The sequence below is a fragment of the Desulfohalobium retbaense DSM 5692 genome, assembly GCF_000024325.1.
GTDB lineage: Bacteria > Desulfobacterota > Desulfovibrionia > Desulfovibrionales > Desulfohalobiaceae > Desulfohalobium > Desulfohalobium retbaense.
The window spans coordinates 1856390-1875382 of sequence record NC_013223.1 but is presented as its reverse complement, the minus strand read 5'-3'; the positions used below and the strand labels follow the sequence as shown (position 1 = coordinate 1875382).

The window sequence follows — 18993 nt, the reverse complement described above, 5'->3', positions numbered from 1 at the left end:
TTACCCGCTCGTGTTCTGGTTAGTTTCTTTTGAGACGGTTTGCGTTGATATCTTCGTCACGGGAGGGGAAGCGAACATCTCTTTGCAATTTTCGATTTTTTCCTGAATTGCTTTAAGTAGTTCTTCAGAGGTAGGAATCACAAAATCTTTTGGCCTTGAAACAGTTAAATCGCTATTTTTGAGTTGCAAATCGCACGCCGTGCGCAGCCGCAAACCTCCCTCCAGAAAAAGCCGGATTTTGAGCAGTCCCAAAGCAATCAAGAGTTCCTCGGCATTGTCCCCGAGTTCGTACGATCTGATCATGCCCAGATCAAAATTGAAAAATACCTTTATCGCAGAGGCCGTGTACTCCATCCGCTGGTAGGGGACATTGCCATAGACGTCTTTGTCATATTCCTGAGCGCGGATTTTTCCCGAGGGATCAATGGGGTTGTTCTTCACTCCGCCGTAGACGACTTCTCTGGCATCAATGGCTTCTATAAACCCGGTAATCGCACGGGGTATTTTTATTCTGCCATCCTCGAGGTTGGCCAGAAAAACCCCATGGAGAAGCGAATTGACGTCATATTTGAAAATGGTTTTGGCGATTTTCCGCCAATCAATAGGTTTACCTTTCGCGTAATCCGCCTCCTCCTTGAAGGTCTGCTGGAACTTCGCGTCCGTAATGATAAACGGGGAGTTCAGTCGGTGGGCCTCCATCAGGGAGTTGGTTTTGGCATTACTTTCGCCCTCAAGATCAACTTTGACATAAGAAAGCCCCTTTAGCTCTTCAATAAGTTCGCCACCGGGATCTATAATAGTGTTTTCTAGTCTGTTGGCCATTGATTGAGCCGATTCTAGCAGTATCTTTCTGGTCCCATCCGGGAGTTGATAGGTTCCTGCGCCAATGTCTGGAAATCCTGTTGGCTGGAACCGATCACCTTGAACAGGCTCGAGTTCAGCCTCCATCAGTATTCGTTTCGAATTTTTTAGTTTTTCAAGCATGGGTCTCTCCTGTTATAGTTGTCCTTTCAAGAACCAAATTTTCAAGAATGTGCTGATCTTTGACTGGCAGCATCAAGCTCGCCAATAGCCGTTGTGGTTCCAATTCCTCTTCAAAGTAGATGGGGAATGGGTGGAGATTTGAGATCCGAAGGCGTTGGGTAGCTTTGTTGCAGGCTTCATCTACGCGGTGGGCCTGGAGGAGATGGGAAATGCTTTTTTCACGTTTAAAGCTGTGGCCTTTTATTTTATTTGGATGGTGTAGTAGCTTCAGCAAACACCATGTCCTTGATAAAACAGTTTGTTGGGTGGGTTTTTCCCACTTATTCCGTATTGATTGTATCCCTGACTTGCGCCAATTGATCAACGTAAATCCCCATAAGAGGTCCTCGAGCAGATCGTCCTTGGTCTCCTGGTGCAAAAAAGGCATTACATCATATGGGGAAAGTTCCAGATTTCCCATAAACGGAATATTTGACACTGATTTGCGCTCAGCATCCATGAGGCGATACGTGAGCACGTTACCTAGCTTTTCGGTGAGGTCGCTTCCAAACCAGTGCTGCTGAGAGTCTCGGTCCTCCCAGTGCCACGGCGCTTGAGCCCTGACTCCAGCCATATTGCTTCTTATGGGGCCGACTTTACCGGTGCTGTGGATTGAAGCCAGTGCAGCAGCAATCCGGGTTTCGGGGCTCCCATCATCACTTTTTATAATCCATTGCGGGGATAGGCCAAATAGAGGCTGAGGCAGTTTTGGATCTTTGTCGCGATCACGAAGGGCAATACGTTTTTCCATTTGCCCTAGCGATCTTACAATTTTGAGAAATTGCACGGGATCGGGCTGCAGAGTGCAATTGAAAATGTTTTGGTCGATTTTTTGTCGCGCCTGAAGGAAAGACGTCGGTGGTTTTTTGAAGGCGCGCAGAAATTGATCCAATTTGGAAAGTAATGGGTCAAGTTCATTTACAAGCTCCAAGGATGGCTTGAAGCGCACCGCGATTTTCCCTGCAGGTAGGGCGACCTTATTCTCCCCTCGCCGTTTCAAAAATCCATAGCGTTCAAAGGCCGTGATGCCTCTATCAACGCCCAACGTGCCAACAGCCCGGGAAAATTCGAGCCCTGATTTGGCTTGGCGCTTGCCAATTGAACAGCGACCTTCAGAGAAAAGTTGTTTGATCTCCCCGTACCTGGCTGGTTGATTCCAGAGAGGCATCCAGATTTCGGTTTCCGGACCTTCGGGTTCCGTATATACGTTTGACGTGAATCCTACAGGGGAAAACCTGACGGTAAACGGGCTCGTCAATGTTGAACCTGTTGAAACGCCTTGTCTTTTGCCCACTGAACTTGCCAGGAGAAGTGTCCCCTCAATGGTCAGGATGAAATCCCAAGGGGAGGCGGTGAAGTCCTTGGCTTCAATCCCCATGCCTTGGTTGTACCCCCCGGCACGTCCCGGGTCGAACTGCCCGATTTTCGTCTTGGGGAGCCCTTCGACCGAAGTCCCCCATAGGGACGCGGATAAAAATTTGCGAGAGGCAGATTGGTCACTTCCAAGCAACAGGGCAGAGATTTTTTTCATAAAATTGTTACCGAAGTCGAGCCGGGCGTCATTGCCTCCTGAGCCAAGAACCTGATGATACGAAATTTCACCGTCGGCGTGGATTGCACATAAGGCATCCAGCCACTCCAAGCAGGCATCTGGGAGTCTGCTCCGACAAAGGGGGAGAATGATTTTCTTTGTTTGTTCCCTGATATCCTTGGTGTATACGGTTCTGGCTTTCTTGGCGGTGTTCCAGAGCTGTTTATAAACCTCCGCCTTTTCACTGGCACGGGAAGAGAGATCCACCAACCGCATCCCCAGAGGGTCCCCGCCTTCTGTAGTTTTCACTTTTTCGGCTAGGTTGGTAATATTGTTTTGCAGCGTGAAAAGTTCATCCTGTTTTTTGCCAGGGTTGCTGGAGCTAATCATGCCTTGCAGCGCCGCCATGAGTTCCCTAACGGTATTTACGTTTTTACCCCACTCCGGCCAGCTTGAGACGGCTTCGATGGCTTCTTTGTAAATCCGGAAGCGTGAGTCCCCGGTTTGCACAATCGCCTCTAGGCCCTCAGTGTTGTCTCCGGGATAAAAACTACTTCCGCCGTTCCAGGGGGTGATGATAGGAGTTGGCGTGTACTGCTCACAAAAAAAGGAGGTGAGTTCCTCAGGGGCAAGTCTAGTGTGTACCCGGAATGTCCCTTTGTCCCACCAAGCTGTTACATCCGGGTCCTTTTGCTCAGCTACAAGCCTGAAGACTGCCAACCCCTTGAGATAGCTCCCTAAGGGCCGGGTCGAACATCCGGGTAGTGTATATTCATGCATGACTAGAGTCCTGATTCCTGCTTGCACGCCAATCGGCAATCCTGAGCAGAGCTTCAAGATATGCCAGCTTAAAAGGTCCCAGACGTTGGCTGTCTCTTAGTTTCAGCGTGCGAGACAGCCAACTTGGACCTTTAGCTCCTTCCCCCAATTCCATAACCGAGAGATCCAGTGTTGTTTCCGACATGACCGTGCCATTACCAAGCTCTGCCTCCGGTAGTACATCTCCATCCCATATCCCTTTGGCAAAGCGTTTTTCCATTTGATCGGGCTTAGTTTCGTTGGGTAGGGACCTGATTGTTAAACGGAGCTTTCCATGGTGGGCAGCAGCCAAATAAACAGCCAAGTCAGGTAAACCGTTTTCGATCATTGCAAGGGCTGAAGCGAGTTCATGCCTGAATCCTCTACGGGAATACGTTACATTCCCCAAGAAGGTTTTTCCCCAAAGCTTGTTTTGTTCTGGAGGTGTAGTGTTTTTAACCATGGCTTCCTGGAAAACTGGATGGGCTTTCCCCGAATCGTGCCAACGGGCGGCAAGTTTCAGGGCTTCTATGCTTTCATAATCATCAAGGGGTAGACAATCGAGAAGTAAATCCAATTCGTTGACCACAGCCTGAACATGGTCAGATAACGTCTGCCAGCCCATGGAGGTAATAGTGTCATCGTCATGCGCTTCGAATGGTTTTTCCCTGGTCGGTAGAGGGGCGGGCACATCATTTTTATTGCCAGTCCATCCGAGTTCAGCGCTATACCCCCCTGCGGCAGTATCCAAGAGGATGGTTAAACCAGGGTACAATTCTTCATTTCTCCATATGCGTTGCCACTCTTTTTCCAAATAATCCCATCTCCATTTTTTGAGGTCAGGAGCACTTTGTAGCGAAGTAATTGGAACATTGCAAAGCTCCTGTTTGGCGGGAGCGGGCTCGAGCGCTGAGGGTTCCTTTCCGTCCAAATAGCGCCAAAAGACTTGGAGGGAATAATCGTCTACATCCCTGATAAAGCGTGAGACATCGATATCCGCACCGGCAATGTCCGGGGTAGTATCGAAAAGGTCTACAAGGTCCTTTTTTCTCAATACGTGCAGATATTGTGGGTCGTTATTGGGGGCGGGTAGTGTGGAGGGTTTTGCATTAAGCAGACTTTCGAGAATATGGGTGGCCTTCAGAAGTTCATCTGCTTTGTAGGGAGCAGAGTGCCCCTTTTTGGTTATATCCAGACCTAGCCAGTATATTTTGGCGTCGTTTTCATGGCCATCACGGTTACAGCGTCCAAAACGCTGGATCAATGAAGCCCACGGGGCCAAGTCCGTGATCAGGGTACTAGAGCTGACATCGACACCGGCTTCAATGACTTGGGTGGTTACACAGATTGTCCCCTGCTCGTTGACCGGGGAAAGGAGTTTCTCGATAGCATGGGCTTTGTCCTGGGCCCGGAATCGCGAATGAATCAGTACGAGATCGCATTTAGGTTTATGTTTTTTGAGATGTTGGAAAAGGGCTTGGGCCCGTTTGACTGTGTTGAGAACTACCAGGGTGCGAGTGCCAGCTTTGTGGCATTCCAGAGCGAATTGCGCCAATTTTTTGGGCTCGTTTGAGCTGCACGGAGCCTTTTCAAGCGGCTTGGAGGCTTCAAGCCGCTTTGTGACAGCGCTATGTGTAAGGTCTGATTCGCTTAATGATTGAGAAACTAAAGAATCCACACGTGGAGAGAAATCAATTGTCGATAGCCAGCTTGGACGTAAGGTGGCACTCATCCAGACTGAACGAACTGGGAATGCGGACTGGAAATGCTCACGAAAGGCTTGAAGTTGTGCGGTTGTAGCCAAGCCCTCTCCCATGAGTTGGATTTCATCCATCACCCATAAGCAGTCATTGTTTAGTAATCCAAAGTGTACGGGCCAGCGAAAGCGGCTCATGGAATACCCACGGTTAAGGGCTCTGGAGAGAAGCTGATCCTGTGTGCCGATAAGTATTTGATCGCGCTCGGGCATGGCATCCCAGTTTTGATCGACGTCTCCCCCCATTAATAAATGGACCAAGGGCCGACTTGCCTCGGTGTAAATATGTTGTTCCGTCAGAGCATTGACCCACTGCTCAGCATGTGCCGCCGTTTGTTCCACCAGTACACGCATAGGTAGGCAATACACCAACCGGCGGGGTGTCTGAGGGTCTTGCTGCAATCGCTTATAAATCCAGGTTGTTATGATAGCAGCGGTTTTCCCCAACCCAGTGGGAATATCGACTATGTCCGGCCAATCTCGATGGGCAAGGGCTACCTGGTAGGGGTAGGGATGTAGATCATTCCCAACTGTTTGCTTGAAGAGTGAAGTGAAGTCCATATTAAAACCTATACTTCAGGTGTGCTGGAAAGTCTTACCATGTTTCAGATGATAACTAAGTAGGGTTGGGCAACTAGCTAGAAATAATTTTGGCGAACAACGCTGATTATCATGCCCATCTCCTTGTTCACAATGTGGGTTCAGCGAGATTTCATTTATTAGATGGGCAACATATTCCAAAAATATAAAAAAAAGAGCAAAAATATAGACTGCTGTATCACAGCAATGTTAATACAGCAAGTTGCAATTTTAAAAAATAAATAGAAATTAAATTTTTATGGCTTTAAAATAATCTTTGGAAATTGAGTTTTGTTTCATTGTCTACCAGGTAATCTTAAAAAAATAGAAAGAAAGCTATAGTTTAATTATAATCTATAAAGCATTTTGCAGACAAAGTTTGGATATTTTATTCAAGGTCAAATTCACCTGAATTTAATCTAAATTCTAAATTATCACATACAGTATCTCTTTTAGATCCCTTGTCAATAAATTTACGTGCTTCTTGCATGGCCTGTCTATCTAATAGGTCTTTCTCAGATTGAGACATGCCGCCTTCTGCTTTGATTGTATTAACTAGTTTTTTAAGTTCGGCACTATTACGCCGGTTGTATTTCTCTACAGCCTTATGAATTCCGGGGTCATCACTGTGTTTAAGACAGAGCGCTGCAGCACCTATTGGCTTAAGTGCTGTCAACATTTTGTCGTGAATCGCTTCGATCTCTGGGCTGCTTTGTGCACTAACTATTAAATCTCCCAACAGGCCACGAACACCTCTTGGATGTATTTGTCGGGCTCCTACAAAAATAAGGGCAACTATCCCAATGGCGATCCACATGAATGGCGAAGACTTTTTTGGGGCTGATTTTTCTGTGGTCATGGATTTTTCTCTTTGTAGGTTTAGCTAAAATGTGCGCGGTTTTGTGCCTCGGATCTAGTTATATGATTGTTTGCGTATCTCGGCGCAAACTAAAGGTGCCCAAAAAGTTGGGCGACGAAGGGGCGGCGCTTTTTGAGGCTCAAGTGAAGTTCCATTATTAGGCTTTTACCATAGACCTAACTCCTGCAACTCTTGTTTCAATGCTTCCTGTTCTTTTTGTGCCATTGCTGTCCAATTTTCCGATCCAGATACTTGATCGAGAAATGCTTTAGCACGATCTTCTATATCTTGATTCTTATCAATGGACGACATGTCAGGGCCTTTGTCAATTGGCCCAACACCTTGCTGCCAATCAGCTAGTTGGATATAGGCAACTTTCAAATACTCTTTAATTTCGTCATTGCCTGAGCTTTTTAGTTCCGAAATAATCGCTTTTTTTATAGTGTTTTTGGGAAAAGGCAACTTATTTTCATCTGCCACGCAACCAGGCTTAGGGGCATCGTACTCAATTGCCTTTCCATATTCCTGAATTATAGACACAATATTATTATCTTGAGACTGATTTTTTTTGTTACTTAATCCTTCTCGAGGCCAATCTTCTACATGATTTTTAGGTGGGTATTTTTTATCAGTTAAGTTTTCTTCATGATCAACTCTCTTCATATTGTCTTTGAAACCATAAGCTAGCCATCTAGACACAACGCTCACGCCTAATGCCCAGAAAAACGGTTCCCATGCCCCATCAGAAAAGATCACCATTGCGATGAAATATAAAGCTGCGAATGAAGCACATATCCATAACCATCCGAAAATGCATGCTATAATTTCAAGAATGGCGAGTTTTGGCTTTGTTTCCATAAGTATTACTCCTTTGGGCCTTAAGGCCTTGACTCAGTCGTTACTTTTTACGTTCGGCTGAAGTCTTTTGTTGAAAAAAAATGAGAAGTTAAATTGTTAAAGCTATCGGTGGTCGTATCTTTCCAATCCGCCCCACTGCGCCAGGGGATACAGTTTCCCCCATTGTCTAGACAAAATTTGGGGTCAGTTAAGATGGAAGACCCTACCGGTGGGAGGACTGTGAGATGCCCCCTAAGCTCCCCACCCCGAGGGGGTGGGGGAGGCTACCCTGAAACACCCCAGGGGGTGGTCAGATTTGCGTTATCACGCCTGATCAATTTTGGGTTGTAACTACGACCACACGCTTATGGTTGACCATTTTTCCTTTTTGCCACCGGAGCCATTGCGTTATTTTGGGGCTGCCGTAAAAAGGCGTCCGGGGGTACTGCTCGTCAATGAAACACATGAAGTGTTCGTTGCGGCTCGTGTTCCGCCGGGGCTGGTAGTAATAGCTGGATCTGTTTAGCCCTAGCAGTTCGCATTGTCGATAACCCGGAATTTCAGAGAGCCCGAGGTTAATGGCGCCGCGCTTGGCCTCAAAGTCCAATTCCAGATTTTTTTTTGAGCCAGTCTAGCTCAACCTTCAGCTAACCGATTTCCTGGTGTAGCGCATCCTGCAGGGCACTGGAATCTTTGCTTTTTTGTCTTTATTCTTGAGAAGTTCCGGTAGCTCATCCAGCAGATGCCTCTTCCAATTGGTGGTCTGAGTAGGATGAACACCCCAATTGCTGGCCAACTCGGCCATGGCCTGATCGCCTTTGACTGCCTCTAGGGCGACCTTGGCTTTGAAATTGGGGCCGTGCTTCTTTCGCTGAGCCATGTGCTCCCCCTTTTCTGAACAGGTTTTTGTTGCGGGTAGTGTCGCCTTAATATCCTGTCCAGGTTTCGGGGGGGGCTATATTTTTTGCAAAAGCACTTGATAGCGCATGGTTAATTGGCATTTGCTGACCCGTTACATCTCGAGCGTTTTTTTTCAACCATTTCAGTCTATGGTCAAGCTTGGTACCCAGTTTCATACCCAATGCGTATGGAATTGGGCATTTTTTTTGTGGAAAAGTCTGTGGAAAGCATTTCTTATTTGTGGATAAAGTATGGATTATATGCATAACTTGCACATGGCCTGCTTAAAAAATAGCCCTCCCTGAGAAACTTCCTCAGGAAGGGCTCGTTTTATGCCGCAAGGCTACACAGGTAGTTCTGCAAGCGCTGCAATAATTGGGAATCTTGTTCGCAGCGATTGAGGTTCTCCAACTGGTCCCCAATCTGGTCGGATGAGAGCTCCTTCAGACTGGCGGTGTACTTTTTCTGGAGGTATTGCTCATACTCGCTTACATGCTCAGCTAGACCTAAGGCCCGAAGCTTCTCCAATATCTGATTTATTCCCTCGTAATGTTTATCCCCCACCTCGCCCTTGAGCAGTTTGAGAATTTCAACTTCAGGTTTTTTCTGCTCATGGCCTGAGCCATCCAGCCACTGACGTAAACCTTCGCCCGTCTGTTCATGCGGTTTAAAAAAATCCCCGTCAAAAAGCCCGGTTCGGTCTTTACTGGCCACGGCGATGTGGCCCTCCACCGAGAGGTCGAGCACGGTAGTGAACTCATACTCCAGCCCGTCGCGCTGAACGGGTGCCAGACCGACCTTTACCGGCCTCACCTTTCCGGTCTTCTCATCCTTGAGCATATCGTAGTGGGTTTTGGTGCGCATGGTCACGATCAGGTGCAGACCGGATTGGAGCATGGCGTCGACCAGGGCGTTATGCTGGGGCGTGGCCTCCCGCCAAGCCGCAAAGTTGTTGCGCATGACCTTGTTGGCTTTGTCTACGATCTCTAACACCCCTCCCTGGCCGGCCCAGGCGTGGGACAGGGAGTCGATGATCAGGATCTCGTACCCTGCCGCCTCAGCTTCGTTCAGGGCGTTGATGTAGGCTTGGGGCTCAAAGGGCGGGCTCAGTTGCTGCACGTCATAGTCCACCAAATCGGCGTAAAGTTCCCCTGACCCGCGCTCGGTGTCGATCATGGCCACCTTGCCACCCAGACCCTTGGCCAACAAAAGACTGCTATAGGTTTTGCCGCTGCCTGAGGGACCGACTAAGGCCAACCGTAATTTCGCCTGCTGCCGTTTTGCTGTCCGAAACATATCGATCCTCCTTTATCTGATGTAAGCGACCTTGCGGGTATGTAAGGACGCACCGGGGATAGCCTCTCCGGCCTTCAGCGCGTTCAGGATCTCCCGCTTTCTCGCTTTGTACGTCACCACCTCTTCGACAAATTCCCGGGGGACCTCGCCCAGGCTACGGACCTGGACGGAGTCCACATTACGCAAGCTGATGGACCCCAGGCGGCCCTTGAGGCGCTGGAGCCCATTTTCCTCCATGAGCCAGCGCAGATACTCCCGAAATCCTTCCAGGCGGTTCTCTATGGCTTGCCGTCTGGCCTTGATTCGCTTCTCCTCGGTCTTGAGCCATTCGATTTCGTTTTTGCGCTTGCGAACCGCAAAGGATATCCCGTCGACCTTGGCCTCCTCCTGGATGCCCAGATCGCGCAGATAATCCAGAGCGACCTCTTGTTGCTCCCCATCCAATTCATCAGCTACGGTCAGGATGGTACTGATTTCGTGTTCAATCGCGGCGAGATTGGTCATGGTATCCTCCTTTTAAAAAAAGCCCGGGGGACGATCCCCGGGCCAGATGGTTACATGCCGGTGTAGGCGCAACTGGGGCAGACAAGGCGCCTAGCGCTTTGCCGGATGACGATGTCGTTGACCAAGGGGTGGCCCGGACACAATGTCACATGGTGCCCACAGTCGAGCTGGAGCTTGAGACCGCTGTAGGGGCGCAAGAGTGCCCACAGGGCCACGGCGCTTTGGTACTGCTGGGCTTGTGCGCTGGTCATGGCAGACCTCCTGAGAGTGGGAAGGGATGAACTACGCAGCTGGAGGCAGGGCGATAGCTCCGCCTGGGGCGGGCAAGCGATAGGTCTCGACCAAGTCGTTGATGATCCTGGAGCGGTGACTGATCTGGTTTAGGGACTGGTCCCGGATAGTCTGTGTTAGTGCCCCGTGGAAGCTGTACAGACTCTGTCCGTGGCGGCTGGCCTCATCCTCGTAGGCCTCGACAAAACGGCTGAAACGCCCTCCCGGGAAGGCGCCACGCTGCAAGGCCTCATAGGTCAAACACTGCATGTCCCGCCGGGGGAGCGGCTTTGCTTTGAGCCCCTCCTGCCACTGTTCCAGGGATTGCAGGCGGCTGATGGTCCCAAGCAGGGCCCGGTTGGCGATGGCCCGGAGTTCGTCGAGATCAAGCCCTTTGGTGTGGCGTCTGAATTCGAGGAAGTCACCGGTGAAGACCAAGTTGGAACAGACTATGGTAAACGTCCCCGCCGTAATCCCCACCGCGAATTTCTTGGCCACCGAATTACGAAACCCGATCTCCCAGCTCGAACCATTCCTGCTCTGGTCCAAGCGATAGGAGGCAAAGACGTTGGCCCCGTCTTGGGTCAGTTCGAACCGTTTGCGGACAATGCCCAACCCCTGGCGTGAGATAGCGGTTTCCACGGTATCGATGACCTGGTTGTGGGGCACTGGATTCCAGGTTGCCGTGCCGGGCACGACAGGAACGGCTCGGACTTCTGCTTCGGTTACTTGGTTGGCGCGCATAATTCCTCCTTGCAATTAAGCAGTTTCTTCCAGCAATTGGACCACCGTTGCTTCGTTTAAACCTGAGCCGCCCTGTTCACTTGCCTCGTTGCGACGCTCGCGAAGCCAGGTTTTCAGGCAATAATCATTGCAAAAGTCCAAACCTGGCTGATCGGCCGCGTGCAGCTCCACAGCGCCCTTCTCAGTGTTTTCGGCAAGGATTTGGCCGGTGACATGGATATGATGAACATCGCCCAACAGGGAGCGTCTCAGCGCATCATTTTTGAGCTCAGCACCGCATTGATCACATTTGGTGACTGTTACCTTGGCCATAGTTCTCTCCTTTGTTGATGAGGTGAAAAAAAAGCCCGGCCTTTTCATCGGCCGGGCTGGTGCGTCGTGGATGTTTGGGGTGCGGTTAAAATGGGATGTCGTCCAGTTCGCTCGAGGTGGGGGCACTGGACTGCGAGACAGGTACGGAGTCGACCGGGGGGGTGTCCATAGCAGCCGCAAAGGGATCAGAAGCCTCAGAGCCGAGGTGCTCGTGGATCTCATGGACTTTGAGCCGCTTGGCGCTGCCTATGACCGTGTACTGCTCTTCTCGTTCATTGCCTTCCTTATCGATGAAATTCCGAGTTCGAACATGGCCTTCAGCGCTGAGCCGGGCGACCATGCTGCGCTTTTTCATGGCTTCGTTGGCGTGGTCGGCCAGTTCGCCGTAGAAACGGATTTTGTGCCAGGTCACTGACTCGTCTTCATGATTGATTGCCACCGAGGTGACGTACATGGATGGCAGGACCATGTCCTCGTGCACCGGGGTCTCCGGAAAATAGAGGGCATAGTCTGGTTTGCCGGTCCAGCAATTTGTGAACCGCCGCCATGTGTAGTCGTCACGAATGATGTCCTGGCAGGATGAATAGATTGCTGTCTGCGATGTCATAAAAGCCTCCTTTTGAATAAGTGATTCAGACCTGCAAGCGGGACCAATAAAAAACGAGGCGTAAGGAAAAAGCGAAGGCGGTAGAGGAAGAGAGGGAGGGCGAGCAACGCAGACTGCCGACTGGGAGGCTTGTAACTGAAGCCGGAAGAGGGGGACGAATAAGGGTTTGACCCCCTATTTAGGGGTAAAGGGCATAATATACATGTCTCCCCGGCAACAGGTTTTCAAATTTGTATTATTTTAGTAGACAATAGTAATAATTATTGTTATTTGATAGCTAAACACAAGGCAAACACAGGAGGGGGCGCATGAGCACCAGTCCGGATACGCCAAGAAATGTGGGACGCCCACCGAGTTTTGAGAGCCCTGAGGAGATGGCCACTTCTATTGACGAGTATTTTTTGCGGTGTGATGCCGAAAACAGGCCCTACACTGTGCCTGGGCTCGCGAGGGCGCTGGGGTTTAGCACCCGCAAGTCGCTATGGGATTATGAGGGGAAGCCCGAATTCGTAAACACGATAAAAAGGGCTAAGCTCCGGATCGAGGAGCAGCGAAGTGAGCAGCTCATCATGCGGCAGAGCAACTGCACCGGGCTCATTTTCGATTTGAAGAACAACTTCGGCTGGCAGGACAAGTTTGACCAGGAAGTCACCGCCCGGGTCAGCAACTCCATCGAAGAACGGACATTGGCCTGTATGCCCCCAGAGCCCAAGGATATGAACGAGTGGCGCCAATGGTATAATGAGCAAATGGCACATCGCCCAGGAGGGCAGGAGCAAACGCCAACAGAGCCCGAAAAGGGCTTGGAATGAAGACATTGAACTAGGCGCTCTAAGGCGACCAGAGACAGCAAGGGACAGCTACAGGACGGGGCTGTTTTTCGGTAACTTTTTGATTTATTTTGATATGACAGCGGTGACGGGGAAATCCCCCTCTTTTTGGTCAAAAAAAAGAGGGGGAGGGGGAGAAGAAGGAGTGGAAAAGAGGAAAGGGTTGGGATTTTTTGCTGTCCATGCTGTCATTATTGGATTTTTACTTGTATTTACAGATAAATAAAAAGGGACAGGGGAAGAACAAGGATTGTCCTCCCCTGTCCCAGTGCTGACCCGGTTGGGTGGGTTAGAGACTCTTTTGGATTTCGATAGTTTCTCTCACTCGGTGGAGAGTTTCGATGCGAATTATCCGTTGTCCTTTTTTCCTTTGCCCTTTGTCGATTTTAACCCCAGCTTCTTCAAGTAGAGCTCGAATGAGGTTTATGTGTTGGCTAAGCTGTGCTGGGTTCTTGGGCCAGCGAGGATGTGACTTACTCGAGTCACTGGCATGGTCATTGAGCCTTTCCAGCAACTCGGTCGCTGTTCCTTCCCACACACCATCCTCATAAGCGATATCTTTTAGGTGGTATGCGACCGGGTCTTGGTCCAGCGCTATATTAGCCATGTCATTTACGTGATTTAAGTAGGTAGTGCGGAATTCCTCAGCCGTGAAGGGAATAGCCTCACTTAGGCATGCGGCATAAACCCAGCGAGCAAAATCCGCCATGCGCGGAAGCTCGTCCAGTTGGATGGCAGGCAATTTGTCGATAGCGGTCGAGGCAGCGTCACACAGTGCTCCCAGAATAAGTGGCTGCAACTTAGAGATGTTCTCGAAAAGATCCGCTTCTGTTTTGCGTTGATATCTAGGAATACGTTTCAGATGTATCCTGATCGATCTGTCGATAGCATCTTGCCGAAGTAAACTATTTTCTATACCGTTCAAAATGATTGGGCTTTTCACTGAACACGTAACTAGCTCTGTGTCAGTATACAGTTTACGGCTAAACATGCTGCCGCCGGTCACTGCTTGGCAAAGAGCATTAGATTGATCTATAGATACGCGCGAAACATTGTCAAAATTCAGTATCCGAAAGTTATAAGAGGCTCTTAAAAGTTCTGTAGGGTCTTTTGGTAAATGCATCCCATAGGATGAAGATGGGTCAATTAAGGATTGAATTGTTTTTGCAATGGTTGATTTTCCAGATCCAGGGTCGCCCTGAATATAAAGAAGTGGGGTGTTCACTTTTGGGTTTATACTCGATAATAGCCAAGATACAACCAGTATTCGTTCTTCATGACCAATATCGAGTATGTTCATCAGTTCATTGATATTGCTTCCTGAAGTTGGTACAGGGAGTGGTTTCAAGTGGTCTAATTTCCGAAACAAGACAGGGGCTGATTTCGTCATTCGCCAGCCCGTGGAGTCAATTTCAATGACTTGGCCTTGGTCGTCGCAAAGATCTAGATAAAGTTTTTCCTCATGGTGGCCAGACCTGACAAAGGTTTTTCGAGCCGCCCCTTCTGCAAAGGCTATTGCGGTGATTTGTCGGATCGCTGCGTTGAGAGCTGTTTCGCCAGGGGTGCGGCCATACTGGTCTCTGAATTTGTACGCGAGGTGGAGTTTGAAAGCCATGCTATTAACCGGTAGTATCTCAAAATGGTTTTTTCTCTCCACTCTGATGTATGTGGTCACCTTAGAGCCTTCCTCATAGAACATCTGATCGCTTGGCGGGGCGAGACTGACAAGCAGGTCTTGATCTGAAGTCCGCCGATTTCCCCGCCCCTGGCGTTGGTTCGAAGAGCGTGATCGATTTTCGTTGGCTGCTCGCCCGAGTTGGAGAGGAGTTGATACACTGTTTGGACAATCCTCGCATATTTCAGGAAATTCCTCTCGAAGCCGAGAGCATGTCGGGGGGCCGGCGTCCCTCAGCGCATGTTCAATTTTTCGCTGTGTCTCCTCGTAAGTGTATTGGGGATACGGTCTGCTGTGCTCGTGACACAAAGTTTCGCCGTCTTCGCAGCGAGCAAGGATGCCAATCAAGGGATACCAGGCCGGTTCCGGCAGGGTTTCTGCCTCGGTACATCCGTGCTGAACAAAAGAGCATTGATCGAAGATCTTTTCGAATTCAGCCGGTGAAAAATCTTCCTCATTCGCTTTAGTTGCTTGAGATGGAGATTTTTGAAATTCATCAGCGAATGTTAGGAATTCTTCAAAATCATTAGGGTTATATCGTAGCTCTTGAGATTTATCCTCAAGGATGCAAGCTTGCACAGCTGGTTCATTCTTTTGGTTGTAAGTTCCTGGAACTCGCAAGACACGATCTATGTTGCTGATTGTGTCAATTTCCCATTCTTTTTCACTTGCATACCTATGAAATGTTTTTTCGAAACTCTTCCACATATTTTTTGCACTATCTTTCTCCTTCTCACTATCAAAAATCCATGGCTCTTTAAAAAACCAGTAGGCGTGTATTCCCCCTCCTGAATGGACGATCATGGAAGGTGAGAAGTCAGGAATGGAGTATGCCAACTGAAATGCTTCGCTAGTCGTTTCCGGTAATTTTTTTTGAGCGTGTCCATCTCCTTTTATGTCAATATCTAGAGCAAATCCAAACAGTCCGACTACATCTTCTTGTGCTCCTTTTGCTTGCCTTGGCAGTCCAGGTTTCTGAAAACCAATTGGCATATATATATGGTTGCCCTGGATATTGTCCTTAATTTTTTGCTTAAGATCTTCCAATTTATCTACTTGAAACCTTTTAATATTTATTTTTTTGGTTTTGGCGTTAAATATAAAAGCATGGGTTTCAGGAATGGAGCCATCAGGCAATTCAATATCAGAGTCTGGGATCAATGCCTCTAAATAGGCGTTAAGGTGATTAGGGTTTGTTGTTTTTTGAATATCCATAATATTATCTCCGTTAAGTTGTCTTTTTAGTAACAAGGACCTAGCTAGCTCATCGGAAGTGGCTGGTCTCTTGACATTCTTTTAGCTCTGGGCCATTGATTTTTGTGAGGGATGTTTACCCCTTTTTTCTGTTAACCTCCGCCGACAGTGCCAGTGTCGGCGGAGGTTTTTTTCGTTGCCTTTCATTGGAGCACCCCCTTTTGGTCTTGAGATTTCTCTTCTGCGCTGGTCAGGCCCTCAATAAAGGCGTCAATGTCCTCTTCGCGCCAGCATGTGGTCCGCGGCCCGAGTTTAATTGGTTGCGGGAAGATCCCCTTCTTGACCCCGTTCCACCAGCTTGTTCTGCCCACGGGAACGCGGTCGAGGACGTCTTTTAGGCGCAGCAACTTGTTGCCAGTTTTCCGCATAGTTTCCTCCATTTACGATTTTTTGGGGTTTGATAAGGTGTTGGGCCTTGGCCTTCGCCGTCCAGCTTGCTTAAGTAGCTAGGGTATACGAAAGGCCGTATGGTCCGGGGGACTGTTTCCCTATTTATACTTGTTTGTTTATTTTTGTCCAAATGGTTACAACGGTTGCCGCGTTTGATCATTAAAAAATATTGATTTCGGTATGTTAAATTTTGCCCCAGCAAGGTCAACCTGTTTGGTCGGGATGGTTTTAGGTGGGGTAAGCAAGGGTATTTTGGTCAAAAACTGCCCAACTGAGACGGCTAGAGGCACCTACCCGACAGGCACCCGGCCCTGTGGCAGGTCAGGACCAGGTCAGAAGGTTCTATAGGAATGAGATTGTCATGGCTCATTGCCTGCCGAGTCCGAAAGATAGACGGTTGTTGCTTCAAAATGTGAGAATACTAGATATTCGACCAAGTGGTCGTGCGGAGCGATTGGTAAGGTTCGCACGCGACCGCTGTGTGGGAACGAATCTGTAAAAGAGGAAAATCAAGACGAGTCTGGATCTGTGGAGGACGGATGGGCGAGTAGTAATGGGGTCCCGTGCAAGAAGGGTCGGCAACCGCAAAAATGGCTGCTCAAAGAGGCTCCATTAGGGGGGCAAGGATGGCTTCATTGGGTGGACATCGATGCCAAGAGCACACGATACGGGTTGAGGAACTGGAGGCTGATGGCAGTCATGTCGCCTTTGGGCGGATGTCCGAGAGGGAATACAGTTTCCCCTATTGGGGACGGTGAAGCTCAGAGAGAAAGATCGCCTACGAGCTATAAGCTTCTCTGGACTGATTTGGATAACCAAATGCAAAGATACAAGGTATGTAGAAGGGGGACTTTAAAGAAGATCTTTATTGGTGAGTTTATCGAGATAGTCAGCCCAGGCCTGCATCATTTTGCGGCGTTCTTCCAGGTATTCTGCGTGGTTATATGCTGCACGCACTCCGTTTTTTTCGGTATGTCCCAGTTGGCGCTCGATTGCATCCGGATGCCAACCTAGTTCGTTTAGGCGTGTCGAGGCCATCGATCTGAAACCGTGAGCGGTCATTTTCTCTTTGGAGAATCCAAGTTGTCGTAGTGCGGCATTGATGGTGTTTTCCGACATGGGCTTGTTTTTATCTCTCGCAGAGGGGAAGACGTAACGACCTGTGCCTGTGAGCGGGTGGATTTCGTTAAAGATTGCGCAAGCTTGATGCGCAAGAGGGATGATGTGCGTCTTGCGAAGTTTGGTTTTGGCGGGTGGCAGGCGCCACTCTTGGTGGGCGAGATCAATTTCGTCCCATTCTGCTTTGCGTAATTCGCCGGGGCGGACAAAAACAAGGGAGGCCAGCCTGAGGGCGCAACGTGTGACAAAATGCCCTTGGTATTCGCTGATAGCGCCCAGTAGGGCTGGGATCTCAGAGGGGTTGGTGATAGCCGCGAAGTGATTTTCTTGGCGAGGTGTCAGGGCGTCTCTCAGGTCGCTTGCCGGGTCGCGGCTGGCTCTTTCGTTGGCCACTGCAAATCGGAAGACTTGACTAATAATCCCGCGCACCCGGTGGGCAAGTTCGATAGCGCCGCGATCCTCTATGCGACGCAAAAGAGGAAGTATATCGAGGGGGGTAACGGAATCTATCGGCTGAGAGCCTATCCAGGGAAAAGCATTTTGTTCGAGCCGGGTGAGGACAGTGGCTGCATGGCCCTCTGTCCACCGGCTTTTGAATTTTTTGTGCCATTCCCTGGCGACCGCCTCAAAGCTGTCATCTTTAGCAGCGTGTCGTGCTTGGCGGAGATAATTCGAGGGGTCGATGGAGGAAGCAACAAGGGCGCGCATCTCGTCGCGTTTTTCCCTTGCTTGTTTGAGGCTGATATCTGGGTAGCGGCCCAAGCTGACCATTTTGGGTTTGCCATGAAATCGGTAGCGAAAGCGCCAGCGGTAAGCGCCTTTCGGTGGGATCTCGAGATAGAGCCCTCGTTCGTCATTCAAACGATAGAGTTTTTCTCGAGGCTTAGCGGCCTGGATGGCTTTGACGGTGAGCGCCATGTGAGTAACTCGATAGCCGTTGAGTGTTAGCTTGAGTGTTACTCACATTGTTACTCACATGAAGCCTGGGCTGTCAATGGATTTCGTAGAACGTCATGGAATAAAAAATCCCAAGAAAGTCAGTGTTTGAAGCCCTTTATGGGCAGCACTGAATTTCTTGGGATAAGATATTGGCGGAGAGGGTGGGATTCGAACCCACGTGCCCCGACAAAAGGACAACCCGATTTCGAGTCGGGCGCGTTACGACCGGACTTCGCTACCTCTCCTGAAACTCTCGAAAAGTGTATTTGTCATGCCTTGCCGCGGCGCTGGCGGAAAAAATCCTGCAACAGGGCGCGGCTTGTCGCGGCGTGGGCCGTGGTCTCCCGGACCCAGAACCTGTGGTTGAGCCACGGCAGGTGCGGTCCTTCCAGCTGGGAGACGATGGCGCCGGCTTTCGGGTCCCGGGCGGCGAAAACCACCCCGGCCAATCGGGCCTGGATAAGGGCCCCAAGGCACATGAGGCACGGTTCCAGCGTCACCGCCAGAATCGCACCGGGCAACCGGTAGTTGCCGACACTTTGGCAGGCCCGGCGCAGGGCCACGATTTCGGCGTGCGCCGTGGGATCGCTGTCGGTGATGGTCCGGTTGCCGCCGCGGGCGAGAACCCGCTTGTCCGGGTCGACCAGAACCGCGCCGATGGGAACTTCACCGTGGGTCTGGGCGGCTCGGGCTTCATCCAGGGCCAGTTCCATGACCGTTTCCCAATCCGCGTCCGGAGGCAGAAGCGTATACTGGACATCAGCCATAGT

At 49.8% G+C, this 18993-nt stretch carries 17 protein-coding genes and 1 tRNA gene; 1 reads left to right on the top strand and 17 read right to left on the bottom strand.

Annotated elements, in window-relative coordinates:
- The 12 genes from cas7g to DRET_RS08030 all read right to left on the bottom strand — a co-directional run bounded on the left by cas7g (nt 1) and on the right by DRET_RS08030 (nt 12016).
- Nucleotides 1–984 carry a type I-G CRISPR-associated RAMP protein Csb1/Cas7g gene (gene cas7g, locus DRET_RS08085; protein ID WP_015752051.1) on the bottom strand — a complete coding sequence of 328 codons (984 nt, stop codon included), beginning with the start codon at nt 982–984 and terminating at the stop codon, nt 1–3.
- Nucleotides 977–3334: a type I-G CRISPR-associated protein Cas8g1/Csx17 gene (gene cas8g1, locus DRET_RS08080; protein WP_015752050.1), complete on the bottom strand. Its 2358-nt coding sequence runs from the start codon at nt 3332–3334 to the stop codon at nt 977–979. The genes cas7g and cas8g1 overlap by 8 nt, the downstream gene beginning before the upstream one ends.
- The gene (gene cas3g / locus DRET_RS08075; RefSeq protein WP_015752049.1) at nt 3327–5669 is read right to left on the bottom strand and encodes a type I-G CRISPR-associated helicase/endonuclease Cas3g; all 2343 of its coding nucleotides are present in this window, start codon (nt 5667–5669) and stop codon (nt 3327–3329) included. Before cas3g ends, cas8g1 begins: the two co-directional genes overlap by 8 nt.
- 406 nt (nt 5670–6075) lie before the next feature.
- Nucleotides 6076–6546: a hypothetical protein gene (locus tag DRET_RS08070; RefSeq protein WP_041281958.1), complete on the bottom strand. Its 471-nt coding sequence runs from the start codon at nt 6544–6546 to the stop codon at nt 6076–6078.
- A gap of 165 nt (nt 6547–6711) precedes the next feature.
- Entirely contained in the window at nt 6712–7404 is a 693-nt protein-coding gene (locus DRET_RS08065) for a hypothetical protein (RefSeq protein WP_015752048.1), read from the bottom strand.
- 622 nt (nt 7405–8026) lie between these two features.
- The gene (locus DRET_RS08060; protein WP_015752047.1) at nt 8027–8263 is read right to left on the bottom strand and encodes a transposase; all 237 of its coding nucleotides are present in this window, start codon (nt 8261–8263) and stop codon (nt 8027–8029) included.
- Between the two features lie 350 nt (nt 8264–8613).
- Nucleotides 8614–9579 carry an ATP-binding protein gene (locus DRET_RS08055; RefSeq protein ID WP_015752046.1) on the bottom strand — a complete coding sequence of 322 codons (966 nt, stop codon included), beginning with the start codon at nt 9577–9579 and terminating at the stop codon, nt 8614–8616.
- Nucleotides 9580–9591: 12 nt separating this feature from the next.
- Nucleotides 9592–10083, bottom strand: a complete 492-nt coding sequence (locus DRET_RS08050) for a siphovirus Gp157 family protein (protein WP_015752045.1) — start codon at nt 10081–10083, stop codon at nt 9592–9594.
- 50 nt (nt 10084–10133) lie between these two features.
- Entirely contained in the window at nt 10134–10334 is a 201-nt protein-coding gene (locus DRET_RS08045; protein WP_015752044.1) for a hypothetical protein, read from the bottom strand.
- A gap of 31 nt (nt 10335–10365) precedes the next feature.
- A complete protein-coding gene (locus DRET_RS08040; protein ID WP_015752043.1) occupies nt 10366–11097 on the bottom strand; it encodes a hypothetical protein in 732 nt (243 codons plus the stop codon).
- Between the two features lie 15 nt (nt 11098–11112).
- The gene (locus tag DRET_RS08035; RefSeq protein ID WP_015752042.1) at nt 11113–11409 is read right to left on the bottom strand and encodes a hypothetical protein; all 297 of its coding nucleotides are present in this window, start codon (nt 11407–11409) and stop codon (nt 11113–11115) included.
- An 85-nt stretch (nt 11410–11494) separates the two neighbouring features.
- Complete coding sequence (locus tag DRET_RS08030; RefSeq protein ID WP_015752041.1) at nt 11495–12016, bottom strand: single stranded DNA-binding domain-containing protein; 522 nt, start codon at nt 12014–12016, stop codon at nt 11495–11497.
- Between the two features lie 308 nt (nt 12017–12324).
- On the opposite strand from DRET_RS08030, the gene DRET_RS08025 reads away from it, so the two are divergent.
- On the top strand, nt 12325–12828 hold the full coding sequence (locus tag DRET_RS08025) for a DNA-packaging protein (RefSeq protein ID WP_015752040.1): 504 nt from the start codon (nt 12325–12327) through the stop codon (nt 12826–12828).
- 307 nt (nt 12829–13135) lie between these two features.
- Here DRET_RS08025 and DRET_RS08020 read toward each other — a convergent pair whose 3' ends face one another.
- From DRET_RS08020 to DRET_RS08000, 5 genes are all read right to left on the bottom strand, one after another.
- The gene (locus tag DRET_RS08020) at nt 13136–15736 is read right to left on the bottom strand and encodes a hypothetical protein (protein WP_015752039.1); all 2601 of its coding nucleotides are present in this window, start codon (nt 15734–15736) and stop codon (nt 13136–13138) included.
- A gap of 182 nt (nt 15737–15918) precedes the next feature.
- Nucleotides 15919–16143 (bottom strand): helix-turn-helix transcriptional regulator, encoded by a 225-nt coding sequence (locus DRET_RS08015; protein ID WP_015752038.1) that lies wholly within the window; start codon nt 16141–16143, stop codon nt 15919–15921.
- A gap of 874 nt (nt 16144–17017) precedes the next feature.
- On the bottom strand, nt 17018–18202 hold the full coding sequence (locus DRET_RS08010; RefSeq protein WP_015752037.1) for a tyrosine-type recombinase/integrase: 1185 nt from the start codon (nt 18200–18202) through the stop codon (nt 17018–17020).
- Nucleotides 18203–18373: 171 nt separating this feature from the next.
- Nucleotides 18374–18468: transfer RNA gene (locus DRET_RS08005), tRNA-Ser, on the bottom strand.
- 24 nt (nt 18469–18492) lie between these two features.
- A complete protein-coding gene (locus tag DRET_RS08000; protein WP_015752036.1) occupies nt 18493–18990 on the bottom strand; it encodes a nucleoside deaminase in 498 nt (165 codons plus the stop codon).
- Nucleotides 18991–18993: the final 3 nt, after the last annotated feature.